This is a genomic window from Archangium gephyra, from assembly GCF_042230915.1.
GTDB lineage: Bacteria > Myxococcota > Myxococcia > Myxococcales > Myxococcaceae > Archangium > Archangium gephyra_B.
Genome location: NZ_CP102578.1, coordinates 10,983,334 through 11,008,627, shown reverse-complemented (window position 1 = coordinate 11,008,627; position 25,294 = coordinate 10,983,334). Strand labels below are relative to the sequence as shown.

Here is a 25,294-nt window from a genome sequence, read left to right as displayed (position 1 = left end):
CGCACGGGTGGCTCAGCGGCGCTCGCCAGCGGGCGGGCGGGCCTGGCGCTGCGGCGGCTGGGCTGGCTGCGGCTGCGCGGGCTGCGGCTGACCGGCCTGGGCCTGGGGCTGGGACTGGCCGAGCAGCTGGTAGGCCCGGTCCCGGTGCTCGCGCAGCTTGGGCAGCAGCCCGTCCAGCAGGGGCGCGAGGTCGGGGTACTGCTGCCGGGCGAGCGTCACGAGTTGAATCGTCTGGTCATGGTCGGCCACCTGCGAGGCCAGGTACGCCTGGTCATAGAGGGCGCCGTCCAGCACGATGAGCTTGGCCTTGGTGGCCTCGTTGGCGCTCATGAGCCGGGTCTGCACGTCGTTGGTGGGCTCGAGCCGGACGGGCACCTGGATGCCGCGCTGCTTGGCGAAGTCCAGGAGCTGCTGGTTGGCCGCCCGGTGGTCGCTCACCATGTGCTCGCCGTACTGCTTCACGGCGGGGTTGGCGGCCTTCTGCACGGAGAGCTCCCCGAGGGAGATCTCCGTCTCGTTGATGGCCCGGAGCTGGGCGAGGAAGGCCGGCGCGCCGTCCGCGACCATCATCATGCCCACCCGGTGGGCCTGGTCCGCCTTGATGTCCCCCGTCTTGTGGGGCTGATGCTGCCCCTGGGAGGGCTGCTGCCACTGGGGCTTCGGGGGCAGGTCCTGTGCCATCGCCGAGCCCCCCAGTCCCATGGCCATCGCCCCGAGCACTGCCCACCGTCCCCACGAGCGCTTCATGTGTCCCACTCCTTTCGAGTCTTTTCCCCGGGAAGCTGGGCTCGGGAGGGGTGGGGAGGACAGGGGAGGGCAGGCCGCCGGGCGAGGCCCTCCAGGCTGGGTGGGGGCACCCCGGAGTCGGAGTCAGCGGGCGGTGACGTCCAGGGTGAGGGTGATGACGGCCTCGAAGTCGCCGGTGGCCGAGCGGGTCGTGCCGCCGCGCAGCCCGAGCAGGAAGTCGCCCCGGGCGAGGTTCGTCTCCAGGGGCTCCAGCGAGTTGCCGGTCGTCTCCATGTCGAGCTGGGCACTGCCCATGGGGGCCTCGAGGCTGGCGATGTCCACCTGGGTGCCGGTCTCGCTGGCGCGCAGGAAGGCCGTCACGTCCCCGGTGAGCACCTCCTGGAGCATGCCCACGTTCTTCGACTTGGTGACATCCAGTTGCATGCGCGCGTCGGTGACTTCGAAGCGGGAGGGGGCCTCGTCGAGGGTGGCGCGGGCCTGGGTGAGGAAGGCCGTCCACTGGGCGTCGGTGGGGTCCACGCGGAGGCTGTCGGCGATGGTGCCGCCGATCACGCTGCTGGGCTTGAGACGCACCTGGTAGGTCACGGTGCCCTCGTGGCTGGGGCCGCAGGCGATCAGGGAGAGGGCGAGGGGCAGCAGGAAGAGGAGGCGGGACATGGGGCTCCAGAAGGGATGTGGAGAGGGGTTCCCGGGGGTTGATTCCATACGGGATCAGATACTCCGGGATGCGGAAAGGCTGCCCGAGTGGGCCGTGGCGGTGCACAATATCCAACGAGGCGCACTGCGCAGCAGGCCCCGGGCGCCATAAGTTGGGGCCCTTCGACGCGGAGGGGACATGTACGAGTGGCTGGAGGGACTTCAGAAGTCGGCGAAGCGGACGGCAGCCGGAGTGGGACACGAGGATGTCCGGCGGGCGGAGACCGAGTGCGGGGTGCCCTTCCCCGAGGAGCTCGGCGCGCTGTACCGGATGTTCGACGGCGGTGAGCTCCAGGGAGAGGTGACGCTGTTCCCGCTGCATGATGCCGAGGGCGCGCCCAGCGTGCTGGAGAAGACGCGGCTGAAGCTGGAGAGCCTGCCGGCCGCTGGCGTGTGGCGCATCGGGGTGAAGGGGCCGCACCGGCAGCTCTTCGCGGCGCGCAAGTCGGCGATGGTGGAGCAGGCCGACAGTCCGCTGCCGGGCTGGGCGGAGTCGCTGTCCGGGGATGATTGGCTCTACGGCACCTGGGAGACCGAGAAGCGCGAGCTGCGGCTGTACCGGTCGCTGCAGACGATGCTCGAGGTGCTGGTGCCTCCGGCCGAGGTGGAGGAGTTCGGCGACAGGACGTACGCGCGGGCCCTCTCGGCGGTGCAGGGCGCGCTGAGCGACCTGTCGGTGGAATACGACGAGGAGCCGCGTCCGAAGGCGGCCGCCGAGGAGGCTGAGGAGGAGGAAGAAGAGGCGGCCGAGGAGGAGGGCGAGGAGGAAGAGGCGGCCGAGGCGGAAGAGGCGGCCGAGGAGGAGGGCGAGGAGGAAGCCAAGGCCGAAGAGGAGGAAGAGGCCGGCGAGGAGGGCGAGGAGGAAGCCAAGGCCGAAGAGGAGCCGGATGAGGAGTTGCGGAAGCCGGTGATTGCGGCGGCCGAGCGCCGGGTGGTGCAGCTCCGGCAGGCGGCTTCCGAGGCGCAGTCCACGCTCGTGTCCGAGCCCATGGCCCGTGCTCGGAGTGCGGTGAAGAAGGCCGCAGTCGGAGCCGTGAAGACGGCTGCCGATGTCGCGCAGGGAGCCGCGAAGACGGCGGCCGCCGTGGCGAACGTCGCCGCGATGACGATGGCTGGCGGCGACACGACCACTGCTGGCGCGAAGGCTCCGGCCAGGAAGGCGCCTGCGACGAAGGCCCCGGCTACGAAGGCCGCCGAGAAGGCGCCCGCTGCGAAGGCTCCGGCAAAGAAGGCAGCCGAGAAGGCTCCTGCCGCGAAGAAGGCTCCGGCGAAGAAGGCCGCGGCGAAGGCTCCGGCGAAGAAGGCTCCGGCGAAGAAGGCCGCCGCGAAGAAGGCCGCCGCGAAGAAGGCCGCCGCGAAGAAGGCCGCCGCGAAGAAGGCTCCGGCGAAGAAGGCCGCGGCGAAGGCTCCGGCGAAGAAGGCTCCGGCGAAGAAGGCTCCAGCCAAGAAGGCCGCCGCGAAGAAGGCTCCAGCCAAGAAGGCCGCCGCGAAGAAGGCGGCTGCGAAGGCTCCGGCGAAGAAGGCCGCCGCCAAGAAGGCTCCAGCCAAGAAGGCGGCCGGGCGCGGTCGGCGCTGAGCCGCGCTCGCCGTTCGCGCTCACACCCATCCCCTCTCGTGACGAGAGGGGAGCGGGCTCAGTGCTGAATCACGGGGGGCTCGGCCGGGGGCCGGGGGCGGGTCCCCTGGTCCTCGGGGGCGAGGATGACGCGCGTCGCCCCATTCTTGCCAGTGCGCCACTGCTCGTGCAGCCGTGCCAGCCGGTCCTGCAGCAGCACCTGCACCGCGCCGGCGATGGGCAGCGCGAGCAGCGCGCCGATGAGGCCCGCCAGGCCGGTGCCCACCAGCATCACCAGGGCGATGAGCAGCGGGTTCATGTTCAGCGTCCGGCGCTGGATGAGGGGCTGGAGCAGGTTGCCCTCCACCTGCTGGTAGACCACGAAGATGCCCACCGCGATGAAGCCCTCCCTCGTCCCCACCGAGGCGAACGTCGTCCCCGCCACCAGGACGAGGCCGAGGAAGGAGCCCACGAAGGGGATGAGCCCCAGCACCGCCATGGCCAGGCCCAGGGCCATGAAGTAGGGCACGCCCAGCAGCAGCGTGGACACCGCCGTCACCACCCCGCCGATGAACGAGATGAGGAACGCCCCCGCCACGTAGCCGCCCACCGTGCGGTGCATCTCGTGCGCCAGGGTGCGCCAGTGCTCGCGGCGCGAGGGCTCCACCCACTGCAGGGACGTGTCGAACAGGTCCGGTCCGAACAGCAGGAAGAAGACCGTCAGCACGGAGATGGTCACCACGGCCGCCAGCTTCTGCAGCAGGTCCGTCACCACCCCGAGCACCGGCCCGGGCGTCATCGGGATCCGCTGGCGCAGCTCCGCGGAGATGCGGTCGATGATGTCATAGCGCTCGTCCAGCTTCTCCACCCATGGGCGGTGCTGGAGCTGGTCGATGTAGTCGGGCGCCGCCCGCACCAGCGCGAGCGCCTGCTCGAGGAGCATCGGCACCAGGGTCATCAGCAGTGCCGTGAGCAGGCCCACCCCCAGCAGGCCCACCGACAACACCGCCACGCCGCGGCGCACCCGGTGCCGCTCCAGCCAGCGCACCAGCGGATGTGCCGCCAGCGCGAGGAAGAGCGCCACCATCGCCCACGACAGCACCGTCCACACCCGGGTCAGCAGCCACAGCACGGCCACCAGCGCCAGCACGTGCAACGCCACCGTCCACACCGTGCGGGGCGTCACCTGGGAGCGGGGCCGTAGAGGGCTCTGCACCGGCCCGGCCCTCGCCTAGCCTTCCGGCAGATCGTTGGGAGGCATGGGCCGCAGCGGCTCCTTGGGCCGGGCGGTGAGCTCCTCCTCCTGCTCCTCCTCATCCCCGCGCCGGAACTCGTGAATCTGATCCGGGAGGATGTCCCGGTAGTCCGGGTCCTCTTCCAGGGGCGGGGTGGCCGTCAGCTCCTGATCCGTGAAGTTGATGGTTTCCTGCCCGGTGACGGGGTCCCGGTTGCGCAGGGACTCGGACTCACCCACGTCCTCGGACCCGAGATTCTTGAATCGCATGGTGTTTCCTCCGAGCACGCCGGGTTGGCTGCCCGAGCCAACGGTGCGAACCCATTGGATTCCACGCAACAGCGCGAGGCTGCCCGCCTGTCAGGTGGCTCAGCGCGGTGGGGCCAGCGTCCGGCCGGAGGGGTAGCGGGGCTCCGCCTCGGCCAGCACCATGCCCAGGGCGAGCACCCGGGAGAACGTCTCGCGCAGGGCGTAGCGGCGGGTGCGGGGCCGGCCCTCGTCGGCGGCCACGCCCCAGGCGTCGATGCCCACCGAGTTGGCGATGTAGAGCGCCCGTGTCAGGTGGAAGCGTTGGGTGACGAGCACCGCCTCGCGCACCCCGAAGACGGTGTGGGCCCGGACGGAGCTGTCATAGGTGGACAGGCCCGCGTCGTCCTCCTCCACCGCGCCGGGCGGCACGCCCCGGTCCAGCACATACCGCAGCATGGCGCGCGTCTCGTCGTGGAAGGGATCCGAGTTGTCCCCGCTGAGCAGCAGCGTGTCCACCGTGCCCGCGCGGTACAGGGCGATGGCGGCGTCCAGGCGCTGCGCCAGCACCGGCGAGGGCACGCCTCCGGGGGCCAGTCCCGCCCCGTACACCAGCGCCACCGGGGCCTGGGGGGCCTCGGCCCGCGGGATGATCCGGTCCGCGTAGCGCTTCTCCACATAGAAGGAAACGACCCACACGCCCAGGACAGCCGCCAGCCCCATGGCCAGCAGCCCCAGCACCCACCTGCGCAAGGCTCGCGCCCTTTTGCCGCCTCTCCCCATGGTCCCCGGCCAAACCGCCGGGAGGCTCATTCTCCTCCCTTCATTCCCGGAAGGAAGCCGCTCTCTTGCCTGGTGCTCACACGGGGACACCAGCGCTCGTGTCCTCGGCCCTCAAACCATGCCTTTCCACCGCTTCCAGGACCTGGCCGGGTTCCGCCGGTTTGCCCAGGAAGGCGGCCACCCCGAAGCTGGAGGCGTACAGGGCCCGATCCCGGGGGCTCATCCCCGCCAGGGCCGCCGAGAGGATGACCACGGGGATGGTGCGCAAGAGGTCATCCCCCCTGCGGGCCATGAGCAGCCGGTTGCCGTCCATGACGGGCAGGTTCATGTCCAGCACCATCATGGAGGGCCGGGGGGTTCGCCCCAGGTGCTCCAGGGCCTCCTTGCCATGGCTGGCGGCGACCACCGCGTAGCCATGGGCCTCCAGGAAGTGCTGAAGCGACTCCCGGGTGTCCGGGTCGTCCTCCACGATCAATACCGGGCCACGCAGGGACGCCATGGGTTCTGCGCTCCACCGACGAGAGGAACCTGCCCTCGAAGGCTAAGCCCGGGGGCCCAGGGCGGCATCCCCCGGGCAGACGCCTGGATGCCCCGGCTCCGGCCCCGGGCGGGCCTTGGGTTGCAAGGCCACGGTTGACCGGCCGCCATACCGCCTATATAGGGGGCCGCGTCCAGGCCCGTTTCCAGAGGAGTTGGTGGCCCCATGGCGTCCCTTCGCGATATCCGCAAGCGCATCCGCTCGGTGAAGAACACGCGGCAGATCACCAAGGCCATGAAGATGGTCTCCGCCGCCAAGCTGCGCAAGGCGCAGGATGCCATCATCGCCGCGCGTCCCTACGCGCAGATGCTGGATCAGATCATCTCCGACCTGGTCACCCGTTCCGGGGGCGAGGAGCTGGCGCACCCGCTGCTCACCGCCCGTCCGGTGCGCAAGGTGGAGCTGCTGCTGCTCACCTCGGACCGCGGCCTCGCCGGCGGCTTCAACTCCAACGTCATCCGGCGCGCCAGCCGCTTCCTGTACGAGAACAGCGGCGTGGAGATCGAGGTCTCCACCGTGGGCCGCAAGGGCAACGACTTCTTCCGGCAGCGCGGCCAGAAGATGCGCAAGGACTTCGGCTTCCTCTTCCAGCGGCTGGACTATCCCCACGCCTCGCAGGTGGCCGAGGAGATGAGCGCGCGCTTCCTCAAGGGCGAGGTGGACGCCGTCTACGTCGTCTACAACGAGTTCATCTCCGCCATCAGCCAGAAGGTCACCCTGGCGCAGCTGCTGCCCCTGCAGACGCTCTCGGTGGGCGCCCCCACGGCGGCCGAGGCCGGACAGAGCGCCCCGGTGGCCGCGCCCACCCCCGCCCTGGTGGACTTCAAGTACGAGCCGGGCCGCCAGGACGTGCTGGATCGGCTGGTGCCCCAGGCGGTGGCCATCAAGCTCTACCGCTCCCTGCTGGAGAGCGTCGCCAGCGAGCATGGCTCCCGCATGAGCGCCATGGAGAACGCCACCAGCAACGCCTCGGACATGATCGCCAGCCTGTCGCTCACGTACAACCGCACCCGCCAGGCGGTCATCACGAAGGAGCTGATGGAGATCGTGTCCGGTGCGGAGTCTCTGAAGTAGAAGTTCCGCTTCTGGCCTTGGGGCCGCGAAGCTTGACCCCTGGGGGAGGCCACCTGTAGAGGGGGCCCGCCCATCCCCCGGGCCACAATTTCGACGAGGGACGGAAGACATTCCATGAGCGCTCAAGTTCCGACGGTAGGCAAGGTGACGCAGGTTCTCGGACCTGTGGTGGATGTGGAGTTCCCGCCCGGGGGTCTCCCGGAGGTGTACACCGCCCTCAAGGTGACCAACGCCAACATCAGCGCCGAGGCCGACAACCTCACCCTCGAGGTGGCGCAGCACCTGGGTGAGAACACCGTGCGCTGCATCTCCATGGACTCCACCGAGGGTCTGGGCCGCGGCGCCCCCGTGAAGAACACGGGCGCCCCCATCCAGGCGCCGGTGGGCAAGGCCACCCTGGGCCGCATCCTCAACGTCACCGGCGATCCGGTGGACGAGAAGGGTCCCGTGAAGGCCAAGGAGTCCTGGCCCATCCACCGCCAGCCTCCTCCGTTCACGGAGCAGGACGTGCGCGTGCAGATGTTCGAGACCGGCATCAAGGTGATCGACCTGCTCGCCCCCTACACCCGTGGCGGTAAGATCGGCCTGTTCGGCGGCGCCGGCGTGGGCAAGACGGTGCTCCTGCAGGAGCTCATCCGCAACGTGGCCGTGGAGCGCGGTGGCTTCTCGGTGTTCGCCGGCGTGGGCGAGCGCACCCGTGAAGGCAACGACCTGTATCACGAGATGCAGGAGTCCAAGGTCATCAAGATCGACAACCTGGAGGAGAGCCAGGTGGTGCTGGTGTACGGCCAGATGAACGAGCCGCCCGGTGCCCGCGCCCGCGTGGCCCTCACGGCCCTGACGATCGCCGAGTACTTCCGCGACATCGAGGGGCGCGACGTGCTCCTCTTCATCGACAACATCTTCCGGTTCACCCAGGCCGGCTCCGAGGTGTCCGCCCTCCTGGGCCGCATCCCGAGCGCCGTGGGTTACCAGCCCACGCTGGCCACGGAGATGGGCAGCCTCCAGGAGCGCATCACCTCCACGACGAAGGGCTCGGTCACGTCCGTGCAGGCCATCTACGTGCCCGCCGACGACCTGACGGACCCGGCGCCGGCCACCACGTTCGCCCACCTGGACGCGACCACGGTGCTCAACCGCGCCATCTCCGAGCTGGGCATCTACCCGGCCGTGGATCCGCTCGACTCCACCAGTCGCATCCTCTCGCCGGACGTGGTGGGCGCCGAGCACTACGCGGTGGCCCGCAAGGTCCAGGGCATCCTCCAGCGCTACAAGGAGCTGCAGGACATCATCGCCATCCTCGGCATGGACGAGCTGAGCGAGGACGACAAGCAGGTGGTGGCGCGCGCCCGCAAGATTCAGCGCTTCCTGTCGCAGCCGTTCTTCGTGGCGCAGATCTTCACCGGCTCGCCGGGCAAGTACGTGAAGCTCCAGGACACCATCCAGGGCTTCAAGGAGATCGCCGACGGCAAGCACGACGACATCCCCGAGTCCGCCTTCTACATGGTGGGCGGCATCGACGAGGCGCTGGAGAAGGCCCGCAAGATGGCGGCGGCGTAGTCGGCCGCGCGCTGGGAAGGAGCCCACGTGCTGCGTTCCGCCCTCGTCCTGATGCTGATGGTGGTGGCGCTCCCGGCCCTCGGGCAGGAGCGCTCCAGCCGTGCGCGGGTGAGCGCCAACGGCACCTACAGCGTGCGCCTGGTGGAGCAGACCGGGAAGTGCACGCTGGAGGTGTCCAAGGAGAGCGGCCCGGTGTGGACGCTCAAGCAGTGCGTGGGCGGGGTGGATGACCTGTACTTCGTCTCCAATGATGGAGAGCGGGTGTGGGTCTTCTTCCCGCTGGCGCCCAAGGGCACGAAGAAGCTGCCCGGCAAGCAGTACAAGAAGGTGCCCGCGTGGGCCAACACGGTGGTGGCGGAGGAGTATGACCGCCAGGGGCGCGTGCAGGAGCGGCGCCTGATGAGCTTCGTGAGCCCACGCGAGGTATCCGAGGTGCGGGAGTTGGGACAGCACCTCAAGTGGTTGGAGGGCGTGCTCGGGGTTCCGGGCAAGGGCCCGCGCCTGACGGACGCAGGGCGCATCGAGTTCGAGACGGTGGGCGGCAAGTCCCACCAGCTGACCTTCTGAAAAGCGGTACCCCAGGGAGCACGGAAGCCCATGGCCAAGCTGACGGTCGAGATTGTGACCCCCGAGAAGCGCATCCTGTCGGTGCAGGCGGACGAGGCGATCGTCCCGGGTGGCAAGGGTCTGTTCGGCGTGCGGCCGGGCCACACCCCGTTCCTGTCGCTGATGGAGCCGGGCCCGATGACGCTGATCGACGGCGGGCGGCGCGAGTACTACTTCGTGGCGGGCGGCTTCGTCGAGGTGAGCAACGACAAGGTGTTGGTGCTGGCGGACGTGGCCGAGCCGGTGACGGGCATCGACGTGGAGGCGGCGAAGCGGCGGATGCAGGAGGCGGTGGAGCGGCTGCGCGGGATGTCCTCGGACGACGTGCGCTTCGACATCGAGCAGGCGACGGTGCGCCGCGAGACGGCGCGCATGAACGCCGCGACGATGCGCTGAGCGAAGTACCCCGCGAGCAGTACCCCGCGAGCAGTACCCCTCTCCCCCCGGGAGAGGGACGGGGTGAGGGTGCCACGGACCCCGGGCTCCCCCCCATGAAGCGCTGATCGAGCCCCCATGCACGATGCCCGAGGATCCGGGCGCCGGGCACTGGGGGCTTCGTCATTTCCACTCCCCTTCTCCCTCCTATTCACCCACCGTGCGAGCGAGTCCCTTGACCTTATGTCCAAAAAGGAGCATTTAGAATGCATCTTTGAGGATGCATGTTGAATGCATCGAAACAGGGGGCCGCACGCGGCCCGGAAAGTGAGCGCACATGAGCACCAACGTCGCGGGGAAGAAGAGCCTGTTCGAGCAGATCGGTGGGGAGGGGGCGATGGAGGCGGCGGTGGATCTCTTCTACCGGAAGGTGCTGTCGGACGAGCGGATCAGCCACTTCTTCGAGGACGTGGACATGGAGCGCCAGGCGGGGAAGCAGAAGGCGTTCCTCACCATGGTGTGCGGGGGGCCGAGCGCGTACTCGGGCAAGGACATGCGCAAGGGGCACGCGCACCTGGTGAAGAACGGGCTCAACGACACGCACTTCAACGCGGTGGCGGAGCACCTGTCGGCGACGCTCCTGGAGCTGGGCGTGGCGAAGCCTCTGGTGGAGCAGGTGCTCGCGATCGCCGAGAGCGCGCGGGCGGACGTGCTCAACCGCTGAGTCCGAGGGGGGCACGCACATGATGAGGGTGAAGCACGAGGGCCAGTGGTACGGGCTGGACGAAGGCGAGTCGGTGCTCGACGGGCTGCTGCGGGGGGGCGTGCGGGTACCGAACTCGTGCCGGGCGGGGGCGTGCCAGTCCTGCCTGATGCGGGCCGAGCGCGGCGAGGTGCCGGCGAAGGCCCAGGTGGGGCTGAAGGAGACGCTCAAGGCCCGGGGCTACTTCCTCGCGTGTGCGTGCCACCCCGAGGGTGAGCTCGAGGTGGCGGGGGCGGACGCGGAGCTGCGGGTGCCCGCGCGCATCACCTCGCTGGAGCGGCTGAGTGACAGCGTGCTGTGCGTGCGGCTGCGCCCGGAGCGCGCCTTCGAGTACCGGCCCGGCCAGTACGTGTCGCTGCTCCGGGACGGCGTGGCGCGCAGCTATTCGCTCGCGAGCCAGCCGCACGAGGACACGCTGGCGCTGCACGTGCGCCGCGTCGCCGGAGGCCGCATGAGCGGGTGGCTCTTCGACGAGGCCCGGCCGGGGGACGCGCTGGAGTTGCAGGGCCCCGCGGGCGAGTGCTTCTACGTGCCGGGGCGGCCGGAGCAGCCGCTGCTGCTGGCGGGCACGGGCACGGGCCTGGCCCCGCTGTACGGCATCGTCCAGGACGCGCTGGCGCGCGGACACACCGGGCCCATCTGGCTCTTCCACGGCGCGCTCGAGGCCTCCGGGCTCTACCTCGTGGACGAGCTGCGCGCGTTGCAATCCCGTTACAATCACTTCCAATACCGTCCCAGTGTTCTCAGGGGACAAGAAAGGGTGGGCGTGACGGTGGGGCCGCTGGATGCGGTCATCAAGGAAACGTGCCCCCGGCTGGCTGGTTGCAGAGCCTTCCTGTGCGGCGACCCGGCCCTGGTGCTATCCCTGAGGAAGAAGCTCTTCCTCGCCGGGCTGTCGCTCAAGGAACTCCACGCGGATGCGTTCCTCCCGAGCACTCCTCCGCCGCAGGAGGGAGCGGGAGTGATGAGCCGTGCATCTGACGCTTCACGCTGACTACGCGCTGCGCGTGCTGCTGTACCTCGCCGCCAACCCGGATCGGGTGATCTCCACTGGCGAGGTGAGCGACGCGTACGGTATCTCCAAGCACCACCTAGTCCGGGTGGTGCAGGGCCTGGGCCGCCACGGCTTCGTGGAGGTCCGGCCGGGGCGCTCCGGCGGGGTGGTGCTGGCGCGGCCTCCCGCGGAGATCTCCGTGGGCCAGGTGGTGCGCGACATGGAGCCGGACTTCCACATCGTGGAGTGTTTCGATCCGGCGACGAATACGTGCCCCATCACCCCGGCGTGCGGGCTGATCGGCGTGCTCAACGAAGCGACGCGCGCCTTCCTGGCCACGCTGGACAAGTACACGTTGGAGGACCTGGTGCGGCGCAGCCCGCGCAAGCTGTCCAACTACTTCCTCAAGCCCGCCAAGCCCGTGGCCGACGTGGAGGTGGGGTGAGCGGCGTGGGGCATGTGCTGGAGCTCTTCCACCGCATCGCGGAGCCTTCCTCGGCGGCGGCGCGCCGGTACGTGGTCGACTACGCGCTGGAGGACCGGGTGCGCCTGCGCAATGTCGCCTTCCCCGAGGCGGAGACGGCCTGGCGGGAGCTCGGTGGACACAGCACCCCGGCCCTCTGGGACGGCGAGCACCTGCACCAGGGCACCGAGGCCGTCCTGGCGAGACTGCAGGCGGTTGTCAACCTCGGCCGCGACGCCTGAGGCGATGAGCAGCTTGTGGTGGGAGAGCGACCTTCACCCAAGCTGTGAGCCGGCATGCGGGGAACTCACGAAGAGATGAAAGTCGGGGCTGGTCAGGAAACGCGGCTCGGTTATCTTGCCGCTCCCCATGTCGCTGACCCCCGCCGAACGCCAGGACAGGTTTCACGCGGCGTTCCTGGGACTCGCCATCGGAGATGCCCTGGGGTTTCCCCTGCGGGGCGTTCCTCCGGCGAGCCTCACACGCCTTCCTGGACTGGCGGAGGACTTCGCGCCTCGGCCGCGGGGGAAGTTCGCCAAGGGCCAGTTCTCCGATGACACGCAGCTGATGCTGGCGGCGGCCGAGAGCGTCATCCGCGAGAACAAGGTGGATGGGCGCAGCGCGGCGGCGCACCTGGCGTGGCTGTGGCAGGAGGGCATCATCCTGCAGCCGCCCAAGCAGCTGGCCGAGGCGCTGCAGAAGCTGGCGCAGGGCACGCCGTGGATGAGCGCCGGAGCGCCCCTCGGAGTGAAGTGCCCCTCGGTGCTCAGCCGCGCGGTGGTGGTGGGCCTCTTCGAGAGCAAGAGCCGGGTGCGCATCCGCCACGACGCGGGCGTGATGACGGTGCTCACGCACAAGGACCCGACGTGCGCGGCGGCCGCGGCGGCGTTCGCCCAGGCGGTGGCGCTGGGACTGACGACGAGCGAGCCCCTCACGCCCGCGGAGTTCTGCGAGGAGCTGGCGCTCTCGGCGGCGGCGCACGACAAGGAGCTGGCCGAGGAGCTGCGGCACCTGCCCCGGCTGCTGACGTGGGACCCGGTGCGGGCGCTGGGACAGCTGCGCAAGGTGAGCGTGCCGCCCAGCCAGCTCAAGGGCGTGGACGGGCTTCCGCCGCACGTGGTGCCGGTGCTGCTCACCTCGCTGTACGCCACGCTGAAGGTGCCGCACGACTTCCGCCAGGCGGTGGAGCTGGTGCTGCGCTGCGGAGGCGAGGCGGACGTGGCCGCGGCGTGCACGGGAGCCCTGGTGGGGGCGCACCTGGGCACGGCGGCCATTCCCGCGCGGCTGCGCAAGAACGTGCTGTACGCGGACACGCTGCTGGACACGGCGGACCGCCTCTTCCAGGCCCGGCAGGTGCGCGAGACGCTCGCCACCGCCCTGGCCCAGCAGCACCACCCCAAACGCCGCCGCTGAGAAACGGACTCGGAGCCGGGCCCCTGGCTGCTCGCTCGCCCTAGAGGGGGCGGCCGGGCATGGGTGCGTCCTGGCGGCCAGACTTCCCGCGGAATGTTCCCGCTCCCACCTTCCGCGGGAGAGCGGGACACACCTGGGACTCCCAGGTGGGCCCGCCGGATGCCCCGGGAGGCGGAGACGTGGAACTCGAGTCGGAGCGTCTGGAGCGTAGGCAACTGGAGTCACTGTCCACGGCGGAGCTCATCCGCCATGCCATCGAAGAGGCCCGGCTGCTGGCGCGGGCCGAGGTGCTGCACGCCAAGAAGGAGCTTCAGGAGGAAGTGAAGGCGGCGCGCACCTCGGGCATCCTCCTGGGCGCCGGAGGCGTGCTCGGGCTGATGGCCCTGGCGGCCCTCCTGGTGGCGGCGGGCATGGCGCTGCCCCTGGGGGACACGCTGGGCGTGCTGCTGGTGGGCGTCTTCCTGGTGCTGCTGTCGGGCGGCCTGGCGTTCGCGGGCGTCAAGCGGCTGCCGAAGAAGCCCCTGCCGCACACGCAGGAGCGGCTGAAGACGGACCTCGCCCGCACCCGGGAGACACTGCAATGAGCGAGCAGGACAACAAGAGCGGCGGCCACATCACCGCCGGCATGGGTGACCGCGAGCAGGTGGAGAAGACGGCGGACCGGCTGCGCGACGAGCTGCTGCTCACCCTCGAGGAGCTGGACCGGCGCCGCGAGCGGGCCATGGACGTGAAGTACCAGGTGCGCAAGGCCGTCGAGAAGAACCGCGACGTGCTCGTCCAGGCGGGCGGTGTCGCGGTAGCGCTGGCCGTGGTGGGCCTGGGCGTCTCGTGGTGGCGGGCGCGGCACCGCGAGGAGCTGCTGTGGAAGCACCGCGCGCAGGCGGTGCGGCGCGCCTGGGAGCACCCGGACCGGGTCGCCTCCCGCGCCGAGGAGCGTCCGGTGGGCATCGAGCTCGGCCGCAAGCTCGTCCTCATCTTCGTCAGCACGCTGGCCACGGCCATGGCCCGGCGCGCGGTGCAGTCACTGGTGCCTGCCTCTGAACAGCAGCAGGCCCCCGAGGGCAGGAAGCGCCTCGGGCTGCGCTTCATGCAGACTCCGGCGCACGCGTAGCCGCCGGGGCAGGGCAGTCGGCGCGGCGCTCTCCGTCCATGGGGCGCCGCGTTCACGTCCTGGCATGGATAAGAAATGTTGATTGCGTAGAATTCTCGCATAAAGCAGATTCATCCTCGCCATGGACCTGCTCTACGCGCGTGCCCAGATGGGCCTGTCCCTCGCCTTTCACATCGTCTTCGCGGCGGCGGGCATCGCGCTGCCGCTGTTGATGGTGCTCAGTGACGTGAAGGCCCGGCGGACGGGAGACGCGGACTACGCGCTGCTCAGCCGGAAGCTGGCGAAGGGGACGGCCATCCTCTTCGCGGTGGGCGCGGTGAGCGGCACGGTGCTCTCCTTCGAGCTGGGGCTGCTGTGGCCGGCCTTCATGGGCACCTACGGGGAAGTCATCGGCCTGCCCTTCGCGCTGGAGGGGACGGCCTTCTTCACCGAGGCGGTGTTCCTCGGCATCTACCTGTACGGGCGGGAGCGGATCCCGGCGGGGCTGCACCTCTTCTCGGGGGTGATGGTGGCGCTGAGCGGCGCGGCGAGCGCCTTCTTCGTCACGCTGGTGAACGTCTTCATGAACGACCCCTCGGGCTTCACCCTCACGGCGGGAGGGCCGGTGAACGTGGACCCGGTGGCGGCGATGTTCAGCCCAGGCTGGCGGCACCAGACGGCGCACACGCTGCTCGCGTGCTACCAGGCCAGTGCCTTCGCCATGGCGGGCATCCACGCCTTCGTGCTGTTGCGGCACCCGGGGGCGGCCTTCCACCGCAAGGCGCTCTCGGTGGCGCTGCCGCTGGCGTGTCTCTCCGCGCTGGTGCAGCCGCTGGTGGGGCACCAGTCCGCGGAGCACGTGGCACGCGCGCAGCCGCTGAAGCTGGCCGCGGCCGAGGGCCTGTTCCAGACGCAGCGGGGCGCGGGGCTGAGCGTCGGCGGGCTGCCGGACGTGGACACGCGCACCATGCGCTACGCGCTGGAGATTCCCAACGGGCTGTCCCTCATGGCCTTCATGGATCCGGACGCGGAGGTGAAGGGGCTCGACGCCTTCCCGCGCGACGAGTGGCCACCGGTGCTCAAGGTGCACCTGGCCTTCCAGGTGATGGTGGGCACGGGGGGCGCGATGGCGCTGCTGGCGGTGGTGACGCTCTTGCTGCGCTGGCGGCGCAAGGCGTGGCCCGAGGACCGGCGGCTGCTGTGGGGGTGGCTGCTGTGCGGGCCGCTCGGGGTGGTGGCGATGGAGGCGGGGTGGCTCGTTACCGAGTGGGGGCGCCAGCCGTGGATCATCCGCGGGGTGATGCGCACGGCGGAGGCGGTGACGCCGGTGCGGCACCTGGCGGTGCCCTTCTGGACGTTCACGCTCGTCTACCTCTTCCTGGGGGCGATGGTCGTCTTCCTCATGGTGAGGCAGGTGGCGGGCACGCTGCCGGGCCGGGAGCCGCCGGCGGGGGAGGTGGCCCATGAGCACTGAGCTGCTGCTGGGCGGTGCGCTGGTGGCCGCCTTCGTCCTCTACGCGCTCTTCGGGGGCGCGGACTTCGGCGGGGGCGTGTGGGACTTGCTGGCCTCGGGGCCGCGCAAGGCGGAGCAGCGGGCGCTCATCGCGAAGGCGCTCGGGCCGGTGTGGGAGGTGAACCACGTCTGGCTCATCATCGGCATCGTCATCCTCTTCTCGGCCTTCCCGAGGGCCTTCGCGGCGCTGTCGGTGGCGCTGCACGTGCCGCTGACACTGCTGCTGCTGGGCATCGTCTTCCGGGGCACGGCCTTCACCTTCCGCACCTACGACGCGCGCGGGGACGCGGTGCAGCGGCGCTGGGGGCTCGTCTTCAGCGTGGCGAGCGTGCTGTCCCCGGCGCTGCTGGGCATGTGCGTGGGCGCGGTGGTGAGCGGGGACATCCGCGTGGAGGGGCTCGCGGTGGTGAGCGGCTTCTTCTCCGCGTGGCTGTCGCCCTTCGCGCTGGCGGTGGGGGCGCTGGCCCTGTGCCTCTTCGCCTTCCTGGCGGCGGTGTACCTCACCGCGGAGACGCGCGAGCCCGGGCTCCAGGAGGACTTCCGGAAGCGGGCGCTGGGCGCGGGCGTGGCGGTGTTCCTCGCGGCCCTCGGCGTGCTGGTGCTCGCGCGCGAGGGGGCGCCCCGGGTGTGGGCGGGGCTGACGGGCTCACCCTTCGCGCTGGCACTGCACGCGGCGACGGCGGTGGCGGCGGTGCTGGCCTTCGGGCTGCTGCTCGCGCGGCGCTTCTGGCCGGCGCGCGTGGCGGCGGCGGCGCAGGTGGGTCTCATCGTCGCGGGGTGGGCGGCCTCGCAGTACCCGTACCTCGTGGTGCCGGACTTCACGCTCCAGGGGGCGGCGGCCTCCGTGGCGGCGCAGCGGGCCCTGCTGGTGGCGCTCGCGGTGGGCGCCGCCCTCATCATCCCCTCGCTGCTCTTCCTGCTGCGGGTGTTCCAGTCCGCACCCAAAGAGTCCAGATAGCTCCGAAGAAGTGCCCCTGAAACCGCGCGCTGATTTCCCCTCGCCCTCCGGGAGAGGGACGGGGTGAGGGTGCCACGGGCCCCGGGTTGAACCCGTTGTCCCCACTGGGGGCCACGGGTTGAAGAACAGGCTCGGATACCCTCACCCCAACCCTCTCCCGGGGAGAGAGGGAGTGAGGGGAGAAGGAGGGAGGGGATAGAGAGGGAGCAGGGGTCACGAGCGCCGCGCGACGGCGGGCACGTACGTCCTGTCGTCGGGAGCCGACTCCACCAGCTGATGCGCGGGCCTACCCACCTCGGGCGTGGGACCGTCCGCATCGAGCAACACACTCTCCAGCACGTCCCGGAAGCGCTCGCGCAGGGACTCCTCGTACAGCACGAAGCGCACCTCGCGGAGCCGGCTGCCGCCCAGCAGCAGGTGCCAGCGCAACGCCGAGGCCTCCGCGCGGGCACTCGCCTCGACGGTGACCCGCCCCGCGCCCGTGCCCAGCGCCGGCACCGCGAGCGAGCCCAGGCCCTCCTCCTCCGCCGTCAGCAGCGCCCGCTGCATCGCCCGTCCGATGCAGCTGACCTCCTCCCACGCGCTCACCGCGTGCAGCACCCGCTGGCACGCGAGCCGCCCCGCTCCCGTGGAGATGCACGCCCCCAGCGGCTGCTCACCCCAGTGCCACGCCTCCTGCTGGATGCTCTCCCCACCGTGGGCACGCAGGGCCGCCGCGGCCCCTCCTGTCATGTTCAGCTGGGGAACGGCCGGGCTCACGATGCCGTCCACCCGCGCCAGGGCCAGGTCCCCGGTCTCACAGACAATCCGCGTGGGGCCGAGCGCCAGGCTGCCATCGTCCAGGCGCGTGGCGGCCCCGAGCGGGCGCGTGGTGGAGGCCAGCCGGGCGAACAGGTGGCGCACCTGGGCCACGTCGGGGAAGCGGGCCTCGGGGTTCGGCGCGAGCATGCGCGCCAGCACGTGCTGGAAGTACGCCTCCTCGGGTCCGCTGGGCGAGGGAAAGACAGGGTGCGCCTCGCCCCGCAGCCGGGGCTCGAGCCCCTCGAAAGGCGGCCGGCCGTAGCGCAGGTGGTAGGCGGTGGAGCCCAGGCCGAACACGTCCGCGCGCCGGTCGAACGCCTCTCCGCGCAGCACCTCGGGGGCCATGTACGGCCCCGTGCCGGAGATGTCCCCCACGCTCGTGTGGCCCACGCTCTTGGCCACCGCGATGCCGAAGTCCCCCAGCTTGGTGCCCAGCTCCGGCGAGTCGAGGATGTTCGACGGCTTCAGGTCGCGGTGCAGGATGCCGGTGAGGTGCGCGGCGGCCAGCCCCTCGGCCACCTGGGCGAGCACCTCGCAGACGAACCACAGCGGCAACCCGAGGCCCAGGGCCCGGCGCCGGCGCACGTCCACCTCGTCCAGGTCGATGCCGTCCACGTACTCCTGCACCAGCAGCGGCGTTCCCTGGTGGATGCGCACGTCGGTGGCGCGCACCACGCGGTGGCTGGGCACGCGGGCCATCAGCCGCGCCTCGTTGAGCATGCGCCGGTAGCGCTCCTCGGGGTCCGCCTGGAAGTGCGGCTTGAGCGTCTTGACCACCAGCGGCGAGGCGAGCAGCACATGCCGCGCCAGCCACACGTCGCTCATCCCGCCGCCGCCGATGCGGCCCCAGATCTCGTAATCCCCGATGCGTGCGCCGGACTCGACCATGGTGCCTCCCTCTTATCCCGGAGCCGCTCGCCCATTGAAGGACCTCGCGGCGAAGCGGCCCGCGGGATGACGCGATGGGTCAATCGCGGGCAGGGGTCTACCTCGGAGGGCGACTGGCGGAGATTTCCACCCCCGGTGTGGGAGAAAGCGCTTCTGGACCCATCCAGTAGGGCCCGGAGTTGAAGTAGCTTCCCGGGTTCTGAGGCAGGCACAGGGGGGGTCCCAGGACCACCGCCTACTTCCCTGAACCCAAGGAGCCCGAAGCCCGATGACGAGCCCCAAGTTCGAGACGCTGGTCGACATCTTTCTGCAGAGCATTGCTTCCTTTGGCCCGCGCCCGCTCTTCGGTGAGAAGAAGAACGGCCAGTGGTCATGGATGACGTACATCCAGTTCGGCCAGATGGTGGACGACCTGCGTGGCGGCCTGACGCAGCTGGGCGTGACGCACGGGGACCGGGTGGCCGTCATCGCCAACAACCGGCACGAGTGGGCGGTGGGTGCCTACGCCTGTTACTCGCTGGGCGCCGCCTACGTCCCCATGTACGAGGCCCAGCTGGACAAGGAGTGGGCGTACATCCTCAATGACTGTGGCGCCAAGGTGGTGTTCGCCGCCACCGACGCCATCGCCACCAAGCTCAAGGCGCTCCAGAAGGAGCTGCCCAAGCTCGAGCACGTCATCCGCTTCACCGGCACCGCCACCGAGACGGACACCTTCGCGTGTCTGCTGCGCCGCGGCGCCGACACGCCCAGCCCCGTCACCACGCCCAAGGCCTCGGACCTGGCTGGCCTCATCTACACCTCGGGCACCACCGGCAACCCCAAGGGCGTGATGCTCAGCCACGCCAACCTCGCGCGCAACGTGTGCGCCATGCACGAGGTCTTCCCCATGAACCAGGATGACCGCTCGCTGGCCTTCCTGCCGTGGGCGCACTCCTTCGGGCAGAACGTGGAGCTCAACGCCCTCTTCTCCATGGGCGCCTCCATGGGCATCGCCGAGGGCGTGGACAAGATCGTCGACAACCTCTCCGAGGTGCAGCCCACGCTGCTCTTCTCGGTGCCGCGCATCTTCAACCGCATCTATGACGGGCTGCAGAAGCGCATGGCCGCCGAGTCCCCCGTCAAGCGCATGCTCTTCACCCGCGGCCTCGAGGTGGCCAAGCAGCGCAAGGCCCTGGCCGACAAGAAGCAGAGCAGCGTGCTGCTGGACTTGCAGCATGCCTTCTTCGACAAGGTCGTCTTCTCCAAGGTGCGCGCCCGCTTCGGTGGCCGGCTCAAGTACGCCTTCAGCGGCGCGGCGGCCATCTCGCGCGAGGTGGCGGAGTTCATCGACAACCTCGGCATCACCGTCTACGAGGGCTACGGCCTCACCGAGACGTCCCCCATCTCCACCGCCAACTACCCGGGCTACCGGAAGATCGGCTCGGTGGGCAGGCCCATCCCCGGCACGCGCGTGGAGATCGACCGCTCGGAGACGGGCGACCCCAAGCAGGGGGAGATCGTCGTCTACGGCCACAACGTGATGATGGGCTACTACAACCTGCCCGACGAGAACGCCAAGGTCTTCACCGCCGATGGCGGCTTCAAGACCGGCGACATGGGCGTGCTGGACGAGGACGGGTACGTCTGGATCACCGGCCGCATCAAGGAGCAGTACAAGCTGGAGAACGGCAAGTACGTGGTGCCGGTGCCCATCGAGCAGGCGCTGCAGCTCTCGCCCTTCATCACCAACGTGATGCTGCACGGGCAGAACAAGCCCTTCAACGTGGCCATCATCGTCCCGGACATGGACTCGCTGAAGAAGTGGGCCACCGAGAAGGGGCTGGACACCACCTCCATCCCCGAGTTGCTCAAGCGCGCCGAGGTGCAGCAGCTCTACCGCGAGCAGATCAACGAGTTCTGCAAGGACGCGGCGAAGGGCTACGAGAAGCCCCAGCGCTTCCTGCTCATCAGCGAGGACTTCTCCACCGCCAATGACATGCTGACGCCCTCGCTCAAGCTCAAGCGGCGCAACGTGCTCAAGAAGTTCGGCGAGGCCGTGGAGGAGCTCTACCGCGAGGCCGAGAAGAGCGGCGAGCGCGCGGCCTGAGCCCCACCCCGGGCGCCCGCGCGGCGGCTCTGGCACTCACTCGTGCCAGAGCCCGCCGGGCGCTCAGCCCGCTTTGGCCAGGAAGGCCGCCACCGCCTCGATGGTGGGGTACTGCCGCAGCAGCGTCTCCTCGAACTCGCGCTGCAGCCACGTCTCCAGCTCGCCGATGATGCGCAGCTGCTCCATCGAGTCCAGGCCGTAGTGCTGGAACGGCGCCCGCACGTCGATGTCCGCGGGCGTCAGCTCCAGGAAGCCCGCCACCCGCTCCGCCATCCAGCGTTGGATCTCCTCGGCGGTCCTCGCGCTCACGGGCCCGAGCCCTGGCGCAGGCGCGCCGCCATGGCCGACAGCTCCGCCTGCTCCGCCGGCGTGCCCACGATGGGCGGCAGGTCCGCCATGGAGTCGGTGGGAATCAGGTGCACGTGCGCGTGCGGCACCTCGTAGCCCAGCACCACCTCCACCACGCGCTTGCACCCGGTCCGCTCCTTGAGCAGCCGCGCCACCGTGCGCACCGCCTGCATCAGCTCCACGTACCGCTGCGGCTCCAGGTCGAACAGGTAGTCCCCATCCGCCTTCGGAATCACCAGCGTGTGTCCGGGCTTCACCGGCCGGATGTCCAGGAACGCCAGGTGCCGCTCGTCCTCCCAGACCTTGTGACAGGGGATTTCACCGCGAACGATGCGCGCGAAGATGTTGTTCTCAGCCACTCTGCACTCTCCGTCTTGATTGAAAAGTCGGTGCTCCCTTGATTACCGCGCAGGTCTACTTTACACATTAAGTATGGTCTCTGGGGTGATGCAGCGCGTGGCGATCGCCCCTCTGGAGAGGTTCTCGTTCCTGTGGTGGAACGGGGTGGGCGTGGGCGTGCTGGAGGAGCGGCCGGAGGGCCCTACCTCGAAGGATTTGCTCTCTCCGAGCGAGCGGAGCCTCCTGGAGGAGACGGTGCTGCCGCAGCGCCAGCGCGAGTGGCTGCGCGGGCGGCTCGTGTGCAAGCAGGTGATCCAGGAGCTGCTCGGCCCGGAGTGTCTGGCGCCCCAGGTGGAGGTGCTGCCGGGCCCCCAGGGCGAGCCCCGGGTGCACCTGCCCGAGGGGCTCGGGCCGCTGGACGTGTCGCTCAGCCACGCACGCACCCTGTCGGTGGCGGCCGTCACCGCGCGCGGCCGGGTGGGGGTGGATGTGGAGCCCGTGGCCCCCATCCGCCAGGAGCTGTGGCGCTTCTTCCTCTCGCCTGACGAGCGGGCCCGTTGTGAGCGGGAGCCGGAGCTGGCCCCGCGGCTGTGGCTCTTGAAGGAGGCGCTCTACAAGGCCCTCCGCCCGCCCCAGCCCGTGCCGCTGCGCACCCTTCAGCCCGAGCTGGGCGAGGGCGTGCTCCGGCTGCGCGCACCCTTCGAGCAAGAATTCACCTTCACCTTCCTGGCCATGGGCAACCACCTGCTGGCCGTCGTGCGCTCATGAATCCGTCCTCCACCATTCGCATCCACGGCATCCACTACACCCTGCCCGAGCGGCAGGTCGGCCTCGAGCAGCTCGCGGCGGAAGGGCGCCTCATCAGCACGCCCGAGACGATGCGCGACTTCGGCTTCGGCGACTGCCGGGTGTCCAGCGTGCCGGCCACGCAGCTCGCGTCGGTCACCCTCAAGGCGCTGCTGGAGCGCCACGGGGTGGATCCGCTGAAGGTGGGGCTGCTCATCAACGCCAGCGTGCTGGCCACCAGCTCGCTGGTGCCCAAGGGCGACGCGCTCGCCGAGTTCCCCCAGGGGGAGAACGCGCACCTGGAGATGTTCCGCTTCTCCAGCACGCGCCTGCAGGACGAGCTGGGCCTGTCCAACGCGCGCACGGTGGGCCTGAGCGAGCTGGGCTGCGTGTCCCTGTCCCACGCGGTGTGGCTGGCCCATGCCGTCATGGAGATGGAGGGCCTGGAGTACGCCCTGTGCGTCAACGCGGACGTCTTCCCCGACGGCATCAAGCGCGAGGTCGTCTACAACGTCTGCAGTGACTCGGCGTGCGCGGTGCTCCTGTCGCGCAACCCCGAGGGCTCGCGCATCAAGACGTACCAGACGCTCACCCGCGGCTATTACTGGGACCCGGACGGCCACCAGAACGAGCTGCTCGCCGCCTACTTCCCCACCGGCAAGCGCATCCTCGAGAAGACCCTCAAGGCCAGCGGCCTGGCGCGCGAGGACATCCAGCTCCTCATCCCCCACAACGTCAGCCTGCGCAGCTGGGAGATCCTCAGCAAGTTCACCGGCATTCCGCTGGGGAAGATCTACACGGAGAACATTCGCCCCAAGGGCCACTCGGTGGCGGCGGACAATTGGATCAACCTCAAGGACGTCATCGACCGCGGTCTGGTGAAGAAGGGCGACCACGTGATGATGTTCTCGTTCGGCCTCGGCGCGCACTGGGGCTGCAGCATCGTGCAGATCTGAGCCCGGTCCGGGACCCCCCCGCTGTCTCCCCCCTGCTTTTCCCCCCAGAGTTCTCCCCCCCATGAACCTGTTCCTGACCGGAATCACCGGCGCCGTCGGTATGGAGATGGCGCGCTGGATCGCCCGAAACGCGCCGAGGGCGCGCGTGTATGCCCTCATCCGGGCCCCCTCGCCCGTGGTGCTCAAGGCGCGGTGGACGAAGCTGGCGGCGAAGCTGTGGCCGGAGGCCTCGGCCCGTCCGCCCGAGGGCCAGTTCCTCCCCGTGCTGGGCGACATCACCCGGCCCGGGCTGGGGCTGTCGCCGGAGGACGCGGCACGGCTGGCCAGCGAGGTGACGCACGTCCTGCACTCGGCGGCCAACGTGGAGCTGGACGCGCCCCTGGACGAGGCGCGGCTGGCCAACGTGGAGGGCACGCGCCACGTCTTCGAGGTGGTGCGCACCTTCCGCCGGCTGGAGCGCGTGGGCTACGTGAGCACCCTCTTCGTGGCGGGGCATCGCCCGGGCCGCTTCCTGGAGACGGACGAGGTGCACGAGGCCGGCTTCGTCAACCCGTACGAGCAGAGCAAATACGAGGCGGAGCACCTCGTGCGCGGGCTGATGAAGGAGCTGCCCATCGCCATGTACCGGCTGGCCTATCTGATCGGCCGGGATGACGGCGAGGTGACGCGCTACAACTCCATGCACTCGCTCATCCGGCTCTTCCACCAGGGGCACGTGGGCGCCTTCCCGGGCACGCCGGACTCGCGCATGGACCTGTCGTCCAACGACTACGCGGCCGCGGCCCTGCTCACGCTCTTCCTGGAGCACTACCAGCCGGGGCGCACCTTCCACATCGGCAACGGGGACGAGGCCCTGCGGCTGCAGGACTTCATCGACACCGTGGTGGAGGTGGCCGCGGAGTCGGAGCGGCGCTGGGCCCAGGGGGACTTCCTCCCGCCGGACATCGTCGACGAGGAGACGTACGCGCTGCTGCGGCGCACGCTGCTGCAGACGCAGAACAAGCAGTCCCACGAGGTCATCCGCCTCGGGGACACCATGTACGGGCACCTGCTGGCCTCCCAGGTCTTCGACGCCAGGCCCGTGCACGCGCTGCTCGGCGAGCGGGTGAAGCCGCCGCCCGCGAAGAAGCTGCTGATGGACGTGCTGCGCCACTGCGTGGCCACCGACTGGGGCCGCAACCGGAGCTGACGAGGAACACACCATGGACAGAAATCAGTTCGAGGAGCGTCTGCTGACCTTCATCCGCAAGCTGTGCGTGGAGAATGGCATCACCGCGGACATCGGCCGGGACACCGCGCTGTTCGAGAACCGCCTCATCAACTCCATGCGCATCATCGACCTGATGGGCTTCATCGAGAGCGAGCTCTCCATCGAGGTGCCCGAGGACAAGCTGACGATGAACTTCTTCCGCTCGCCGCGGATCATCGCCGACACGTTCTGCCCGGCGGGCGGGGAGGCCCAGGCGTGAGCACGCTGACGGTGGACCCCAAGAGCCTCGCCTTCGACGGCGGGCGCTCGCCCCGGCCCGAGGCCGTGGGGCAGTTGCTGGAGCGGGGAGACCTGCGCTCGTACGAGAACGGCACGCTGGGCATGTCCGGCCCCGCGCTGTGGCTGTTCCGCTACTTCGAGCGCAAGTTCCTCGAGCTGGCCTTCAAGTACGGCGCCTCCGAGCGCCAGTACCCCACGCTGCTGCCCATCTCCGTGATGGAGCGGACGGACTACTTCAAGTCCTTCCCGCACCACGCCACCTTCGCCATGTGCCTGGACCGGGACACGGCGTCCCTGCGCCAGTTCGTGGACGCGGTGAAGGGGGGCGAGCGCGTGGAGGAGTCGGCGTCCGCCCGGGTGCGCACGGCGGGCGCGGTGCTCTCCGGTGCCGTCTGCTACCACTGCTACGCGGAGCTGCAGGGCCGCACCATCACCGGCGAGCCGATGGTGCTCACCACCCAGGGGCGGTGCTTCCGCTACGAGCACGGGGAGTTCGCCCCGCTGCGCCGCCAGTGGGAGTTCACCATGCGGGAGATCGTCCTGCTGGGGCCCGAGGCGCCCATCGCCAGCCTGCGCGAGAAGCTGCTGCTGGAGGTGGTGGAATTCGCGAAGGCGCACGGCCTCACGGGGCGCATCGACGTGGCCTCGGATCCGTTCTTCGGGGCGGTGGAGGGCCGGGCACGCACGCTGCTGCAGCGGGCGCAGTCGCTCAAGTACGAGCTGCTGGTGGACGTCACCGGGCAGAAGGGCGGGGACCTGGCCATCGCGTCCTTCAACCTGCACGGGGACTCGTTCTCCCGCACCTTCGGCCTCACCCTGCCGGACGGGCAACAGGCCAGCACCGGCTGCATCGCCTTTGGCCTGGAGCGCTGGGTGGCCGCCTTCACCGCCTATCACGGGGTGGACCCGGCCGCGTGGCGCGAGGTCATCCCTTCCTCGGAGCGGGCGGGCCTGTAGGCCGCTGCTCCCCACCCGAATTCGCCGCGAGGAGTG

General features: G+C 70.0%; 29 protein-coding genes. 20 read left to right on the top strand and 9 right to left on the bottom strand.

Annotated features, from left to right (window positions below; genetic code table 11):
* Window positions 1-12: 12 nt before the first annotated feature.
* Window positions 13-747, bottom strand: a complete 735-nt coding sequence (locus tag NR798_RS43435; protein ID WP_375768496.1) for a DUF4142 domain-containing protein — start codon at window positions 745-747, stop codon at window positions 13-15.
* A gap of 123 nt (window positions 748-870) precedes the next feature.
* A complete protein-coding gene (locus NR798_RS43430) occupies window positions 871-1,404 on the bottom strand; it encodes a hypothetical protein (protein WP_375768495.1) in 534 nt (177 codons plus the stop codon).
* A gap of 178 nt (window positions 1,405-1,582) precedes the next feature.
* Here NR798_RS43430 and NR798_RS43425 point away from each other — a divergent pair, with 178 nt between their 5' ends.
* Window positions 1,583-3,019 carry an SMI1/KNR4 family protein gene (locus NR798_RS43425; protein ID WP_375768494.1) on the top strand — a complete coding sequence of 479 codons (1,437 nt, stop codon included), beginning with the start codon at window positions 1,583-1,585 and terminating at the stop codon, window positions 3,017-3,019.
* A 58-nt stretch (window positions 3,020-3,077) separates the two neighbouring features.
* On the opposite strand, the gene NR798_RS43420 is transcribed toward NR798_RS43425, so the two are convergent.
* The 4 genes from NR798_RS43420 to NR798_RS43405 all read right to left on the bottom strand — a co-directional run bounded on the left by NR798_RS43420 (window position 3,078) and on the right by NR798_RS43405 (window position 5,760).
* Window positions 3,078-4,214, bottom strand: a complete 1,137-nt coding sequence (locus NR798_RS43420) for an AI-2E family transporter (RefSeq protein ID WP_375768493.1) — start codon at window positions 4,212-4,214, stop codon at window positions 3,078-3,080.
* Window positions 4,215-4,229: 15 nt separating this feature from the next.
* Entirely contained in the window at window positions 4,230-4,502 is a 273-nt protein-coding gene (locus NR798_RS43415; protein ID WP_375768492.1) for a hypothetical protein, read from the bottom strand.
* A 99-nt stretch (window positions 4,503-4,601) separates the two neighbouring features.
* Window positions 4,602-5,231, bottom strand: coding sequence for a vancomycin high temperature exclusion protein (locus NR798_RS43410; RefSeq protein ID WP_375768491.1), 630 nt, complete (start codon window positions 5,229-5,231; stop codon window positions 4,602-4,604).
* Window positions 5,232-5,337: 106 nt separating this feature from the next.
* A complete protein-coding gene (locus tag NR798_RS43405) occupies window positions 5,338-5,760 on the bottom strand; it encodes a response regulator (RefSeq protein ID WP_375768490.1) in 423 nt (140 codons plus the stop codon).
* Between the two features lie 204 nt (window positions 5,761-5,964).
* Here NR798_RS43405 and atpG point away from each other — a divergent pair, with 204 nt between their 5' ends.
* From atpG to NR798_RS43340, 13 genes are all read left to right on the top strand, one after another.
* A complete protein-coding gene (atpG, locus tag NR798_RS43400; protein ID WP_375768489.1) occupies window positions 5,965-6,873 on the top strand; it encodes an ATP synthase F1 subunit gamma in 909 nt (302 codons plus the stop codon).
* A gap of 114 nt (window positions 6,874-6,987) precedes the next feature.
* A complete protein-coding gene (gene atpD, locus NR798_RS43395; protein WP_375768488.1) occupies window positions 6,988-8,433 on the top strand; it encodes a F0F1 ATP synthase subunit beta in 1,446 nt (481 codons plus the stop codon).
* Between the two features lie 27 nt (window positions 8,434-8,460).
* Window positions 8,461-9,000, top strand: coding sequence for a hypothetical protein (locus tag NR798_RS43390; protein WP_375768487.1), 540 nt, complete (start codon window positions 8,461-8,463; stop codon window positions 8,998-9,000).
* Between the two features lie 30 nt (window positions 9,001-9,030).
* Window positions 9,031-9,435 carry a F0F1 ATP synthase subunit epsilon gene (locus NR798_RS43385; RefSeq protein WP_375768486.1) on the top strand — a complete coding sequence of 135 codons (405 nt, stop codon included), beginning with the start codon at window positions 9,031-9,033 and terminating at the stop codon, window positions 9,433-9,435.
* 316 nt (window positions 9,436-9,751) lie between these two features.
* Window positions 9,752-10,138: a group 1 truncated hemoglobin gene (locus tag NR798_RS43380; protein ID WP_375768485.1), complete on the top strand. Its 387-nt coding sequence runs from the start codon at window positions 9,752-9,754 to the stop codon at window positions 10,136-10,138.
* 19 nt (window positions 10,139-10,157) lie between these two features.
* Entirely contained in the window at window positions 10,158-11,171 is a 1,014-nt protein-coding gene (locus NR798_RS43375; protein ID WP_375768484.1) for a 2Fe-2S iron-sulfur cluster-binding protein, read from the top strand.
* On the top strand, window positions 11,149-11,616 hold the full coding sequence (locus tag NR798_RS43370) for an RrF2 family transcriptional regulator (RefSeq protein ID WP_375768483.1): 468 nt from the start codon (window positions 11,149-11,151) through the stop codon (window positions 11,614-11,616). Before NR798_RS43375 ends, NR798_RS43370 begins: the two co-directional genes overlap by 23 nt.
* Window positions 11,617-11,621: 5 nt before the next feature.
* Complete coding sequence (locus NR798_RS43365) at window positions 11,622-11,876, top strand: hypothetical protein (RefSeq protein WP_375773914.1); 255 nt, start codon at window positions 11,622-11,624, stop codon at window positions 11,874-11,876.
* Window positions 11,877-12,003: 127 nt separating this feature from the next.
* Window positions 12,004-13,047, top strand: coding sequence for an ADP-ribosylglycohydrolase family protein (locus NR798_RS43360; RefSeq protein ID WP_375768482.1), 1,044 nt, complete (start codon window positions 12,004-12,006; stop codon window positions 13,045-13,047).
* Between the two features lie 179 nt (window positions 13,048-13,226).
* Complete coding sequence (locus NR798_RS43355) at window positions 13,227-13,631, top strand: phage holin family protein (protein WP_375768481.1); 405 nt, start codon at window positions 13,227-13,229, stop codon at window positions 13,629-13,631.
* Complete coding sequence (locus NR798_RS43350) at window positions 13,628-14,158, top strand: hypothetical protein (protein WP_375768480.1); 531 nt, start codon at window positions 13,628-13,630, stop codon at window positions 14,156-14,158. The genes NR798_RS43355 and NR798_RS43350 overlap by 4 nt, the downstream gene beginning before the upstream one ends.
* A 121-nt stretch (window positions 14,159-14,279) precedes the next feature.
* On the top strand, window positions 14,280-15,611 hold the full coding sequence (locus NR798_RS43345) for a cytochrome ubiquinol oxidase subunit I (protein WP_375768479.1): 1,332 nt from the start codon (window positions 14,280-14,282) through the stop codon (window positions 15,609-15,611).
* Window positions 15,601-16,608, top strand: coding sequence for a cytochrome d ubiquinol oxidase subunit II (locus tag NR798_RS43340; protein ID WP_375768478.1), 1,008 nt, complete (start codon window positions 15,601-15,603; stop codon window positions 16,606-16,608). The genes NR798_RS43345 and NR798_RS43340 overlap by 11 nt, the downstream gene beginning before the upstream one ends.
* A 213-nt stretch (window positions 16,609-16,821) precedes the next feature.
* On the opposite strand, the gene NR798_RS43335 is transcribed toward NR798_RS43340, so the two are convergent.
* Window positions 16,822-18,297 (bottom strand): serine/threonine-protein kinase, encoded by a 1,476-nt coding sequence (locus NR798_RS43335; protein ID WP_375768477.1) that lies wholly within the window; start codon window positions 18,295-18,297, stop codon window positions 16,822-16,824.
* A 268-nt stretch (window positions 18,298-18,565) separates the two neighbouring features.
* Here NR798_RS43335 and NR798_RS43330 point away from each other — a divergent pair, with 268 nt between their 5' ends.
* Window positions 18,566-20,383, top strand: coding sequence for an AMP-dependent synthetase/ligase (locus tag NR798_RS43330; RefSeq protein WP_375768476.1), 1,818 nt, complete (start codon window positions 18,566-18,568; stop codon window positions 20,381-20,383).
* Between the two features lie 63 nt (window positions 20,384-20,446).
* Here the strand turns inward: NR798_RS43330 and NR798_RS43325 are convergent, their stop codons facing one another.
* On the bottom strand, window positions 20,447-20,692 hold the full coding sequence (locus tag NR798_RS43325; protein ID WP_375768475.1) for an acyl carrier protein: 246 nt from the start codon (window positions 20,690-20,692) through the stop codon (window positions 20,447-20,449).
* Window positions 20,689-21,090 (bottom strand): HIT family protein, encoded by a 402-nt coding sequence (locus NR798_RS43320; RefSeq protein WP_375768474.1) that lies wholly within the window; start codon window positions 21,088-21,090, stop codon window positions 20,689-20,691. Before NR798_RS43320 ends, NR798_RS43325 begins: the two co-directional genes overlap by 4 nt.
* 97 nt (window positions 21,091-21,187) lie before the next feature.
* Between NR798_RS43320 and NR798_RS43315 the strand changes: the two genes are divergently transcribed.
* The 5 genes from NR798_RS43315 to NR798_RS43295 all read left to right on the top strand — a co-directional run bounded on the left by NR798_RS43315 (window position 21,188) and on the right by NR798_RS43295 (window position 25,258).
* A complete protein-coding gene (locus NR798_RS43315; RefSeq protein WP_375768473.1) occupies window positions 21,188-21,838 on the top strand; it encodes a 4'-phosphopantetheinyl transferase family protein in 651 nt (216 codons plus the stop codon).
* On the top strand, window positions 21,835-22,812 hold the full coding sequence (locus NR798_RS43310) for a 3-oxoacyl-[acyl-carrier-protein] synthase III C-terminal domain-containing protein (RefSeq protein ID WP_375768472.1): 978 nt from the start codon (window positions 21,835-21,837) through the stop codon (window positions 22,810-22,812). Before NR798_RS43315 ends, NR798_RS43310 begins: the two co-directional genes overlap by 4 nt.
* Window positions 22,813-22,873: 61 nt before the next feature.
* Window positions 22,874-24,001, top strand: coding sequence for an SDR family oxidoreductase (locus NR798_RS43305; RefSeq protein ID WP_375768471.1), 1,128 nt, complete (start codon window positions 22,874-22,876; stop codon window positions 23,999-24,001).
* A 13-nt stretch (window positions 24,002-24,014) separates the two neighbouring features.
* Entirely contained in the window at window positions 24,015-24,281 is a 267-nt protein-coding gene (locus NR798_RS43300; RefSeq protein ID WP_375768470.1) for an acyl carrier protein, read from the top strand.
* Window positions 24,278-25,258 carry a hypothetical protein gene (locus NR798_RS43295; protein ID WP_375768469.1) on the top strand — a complete coding sequence of 327 codons (981 nt, stop codon included), beginning with the start codon at window positions 24,278-24,280 and terminating at the stop codon, window positions 25,256-25,258. Before NR798_RS43300 ends, NR798_RS43295 begins: the two co-directional genes overlap by 4 nt.
* Window positions 25,259-25,294: the final 36 nt, after the last annotated feature.

Bases quoted from the DNA above. Each gene is read 5' to 3' on its own strand.
- NR798_RS43425 (WP_375768494.1), top strand. From the start codon at position 1,583: ATGTACGAGTGGCTGGAGGGACTTCAGAAGTCGGCGAAGCGGACGGCA.
- NR798_RS43405 (WP_375768490.1), bottom strand. From the start codon at position 5,760: ATGGCGTCCCTGCGTGGCCCGGTATTGATCGTGGAGGACGACCCGGAC.
- NR798_RS43360 (WP_375768482.1), top strand. From the start codon at position 12,004: ATGTCGCTGACCCCCGCCGAACGCCAGGACAGGTTTCACGCGGCGTTC.
- NR798_RS43340 (WP_375768478.1), top strand. From the start codon at position 15,601: ATGAGCACTGAGCTGCTGCTGGGCGGTGCGCTGGTGGCCGCCTTCGTC.
- NR798_RS43430 (WP_375768495.1), bottom strand. From the start codon at position 1,404: ATGTCCCGCCTCCTCTTCCTGCTGCCCCTCGCCCTCTCCCTGATCGCC.
- atpD (WP_375768488.1), top strand. From the start codon at position 6,988: ATGAGCGCTCAAGTTCCGACGGTAGGCAAGGTGACGCAGGTTCTCGGA.
- NR798_RS43345 (WP_375768479.1), top strand. From the start codon at position 14,280: ATGGACCTGCTCTACGCGCGTGCCCAGATGGGCCTGTCCCTCGCCTTT.
- NR798_RS43380 (WP_375768485.1), top strand. From the start codon at position 9,752: ATGAGCACCAACGTCGCGGGGAAGAAGAGCCTGTTCGAGCAGATCGGT.
- NR798_RS43305 (WP_375768471.1), top strand. From the start codon at position 22,874: ATGAACCTGTTCCTGACCGGAATCACCGGCGCCGTCGGTATGGAGATG.
- NR798_RS43415 (WP_375768492.1), bottom strand. From the start codon at position 4,502: ATGCGATTCAAGAATCTCGGGTCCGAGGACGTGGGTGAGTCCGAGTCC.
- NR798_RS43310 (WP_375768472.1), top strand. From the start codon at position 21,835: ATGAATCCGTCCTCCACCATTCGCATCCACGGCATCCACTACACCCTG.
- NR798_RS43435 (WP_375768496.1), bottom strand. From the start codon at position 747: ATGAAGCGCTCGTGGGGACGGTGGGCAGTGCTCGGGGCGATGGCCATG.
- NR798_RS43385 (WP_375768486.1), top strand. From the start codon at position 9,031: ATGGCCAAGCTGACGGTCGAGATTGTGACCCCCGAGAAGCGCATCCTG.
- NR798_RS43330 (WP_375768476.1), top strand. From the start codon at position 18,566: ATGACGAGCCCCAAGTTCGAGACGCTGGTCGACATCTTTCTGCAGAGC.
- NR798_RS43335 (WP_375768477.1), bottom strand. From the start codon at position 18,297: ATGGTCGAGTCCGGCGCACGCATCGGGGATTACGAGATCTGGGGCCGC.
- NR798_RS43350 (WP_375768480.1), top strand. From the start codon at position 13,628: ATGAGCGAGCAGGACAACAAGAGCGGCGGCCACATCACCGCCGGCATG.
- NR798_RS43375 (WP_375768484.1), top strand. From the start codon at position 10,158: ATGATGAGGGTGAAGCACGAGGGCCAGTGGTACGGGCTGGACGAAGGC.
- atpG (WP_375768489.1), top strand. From the start codon at position 5,965: ATGGCGTCCCTTCGCGATATCCGCAAGCGCATCCGCTCGGTGAAGAAC.
- NR798_RS43300 (WP_375768470.1), top strand. From the start codon at position 24,015: ATGGACAGAAATCAGTTCGAGGAGCGTCTGCTGACCTTCATCCGCAAG.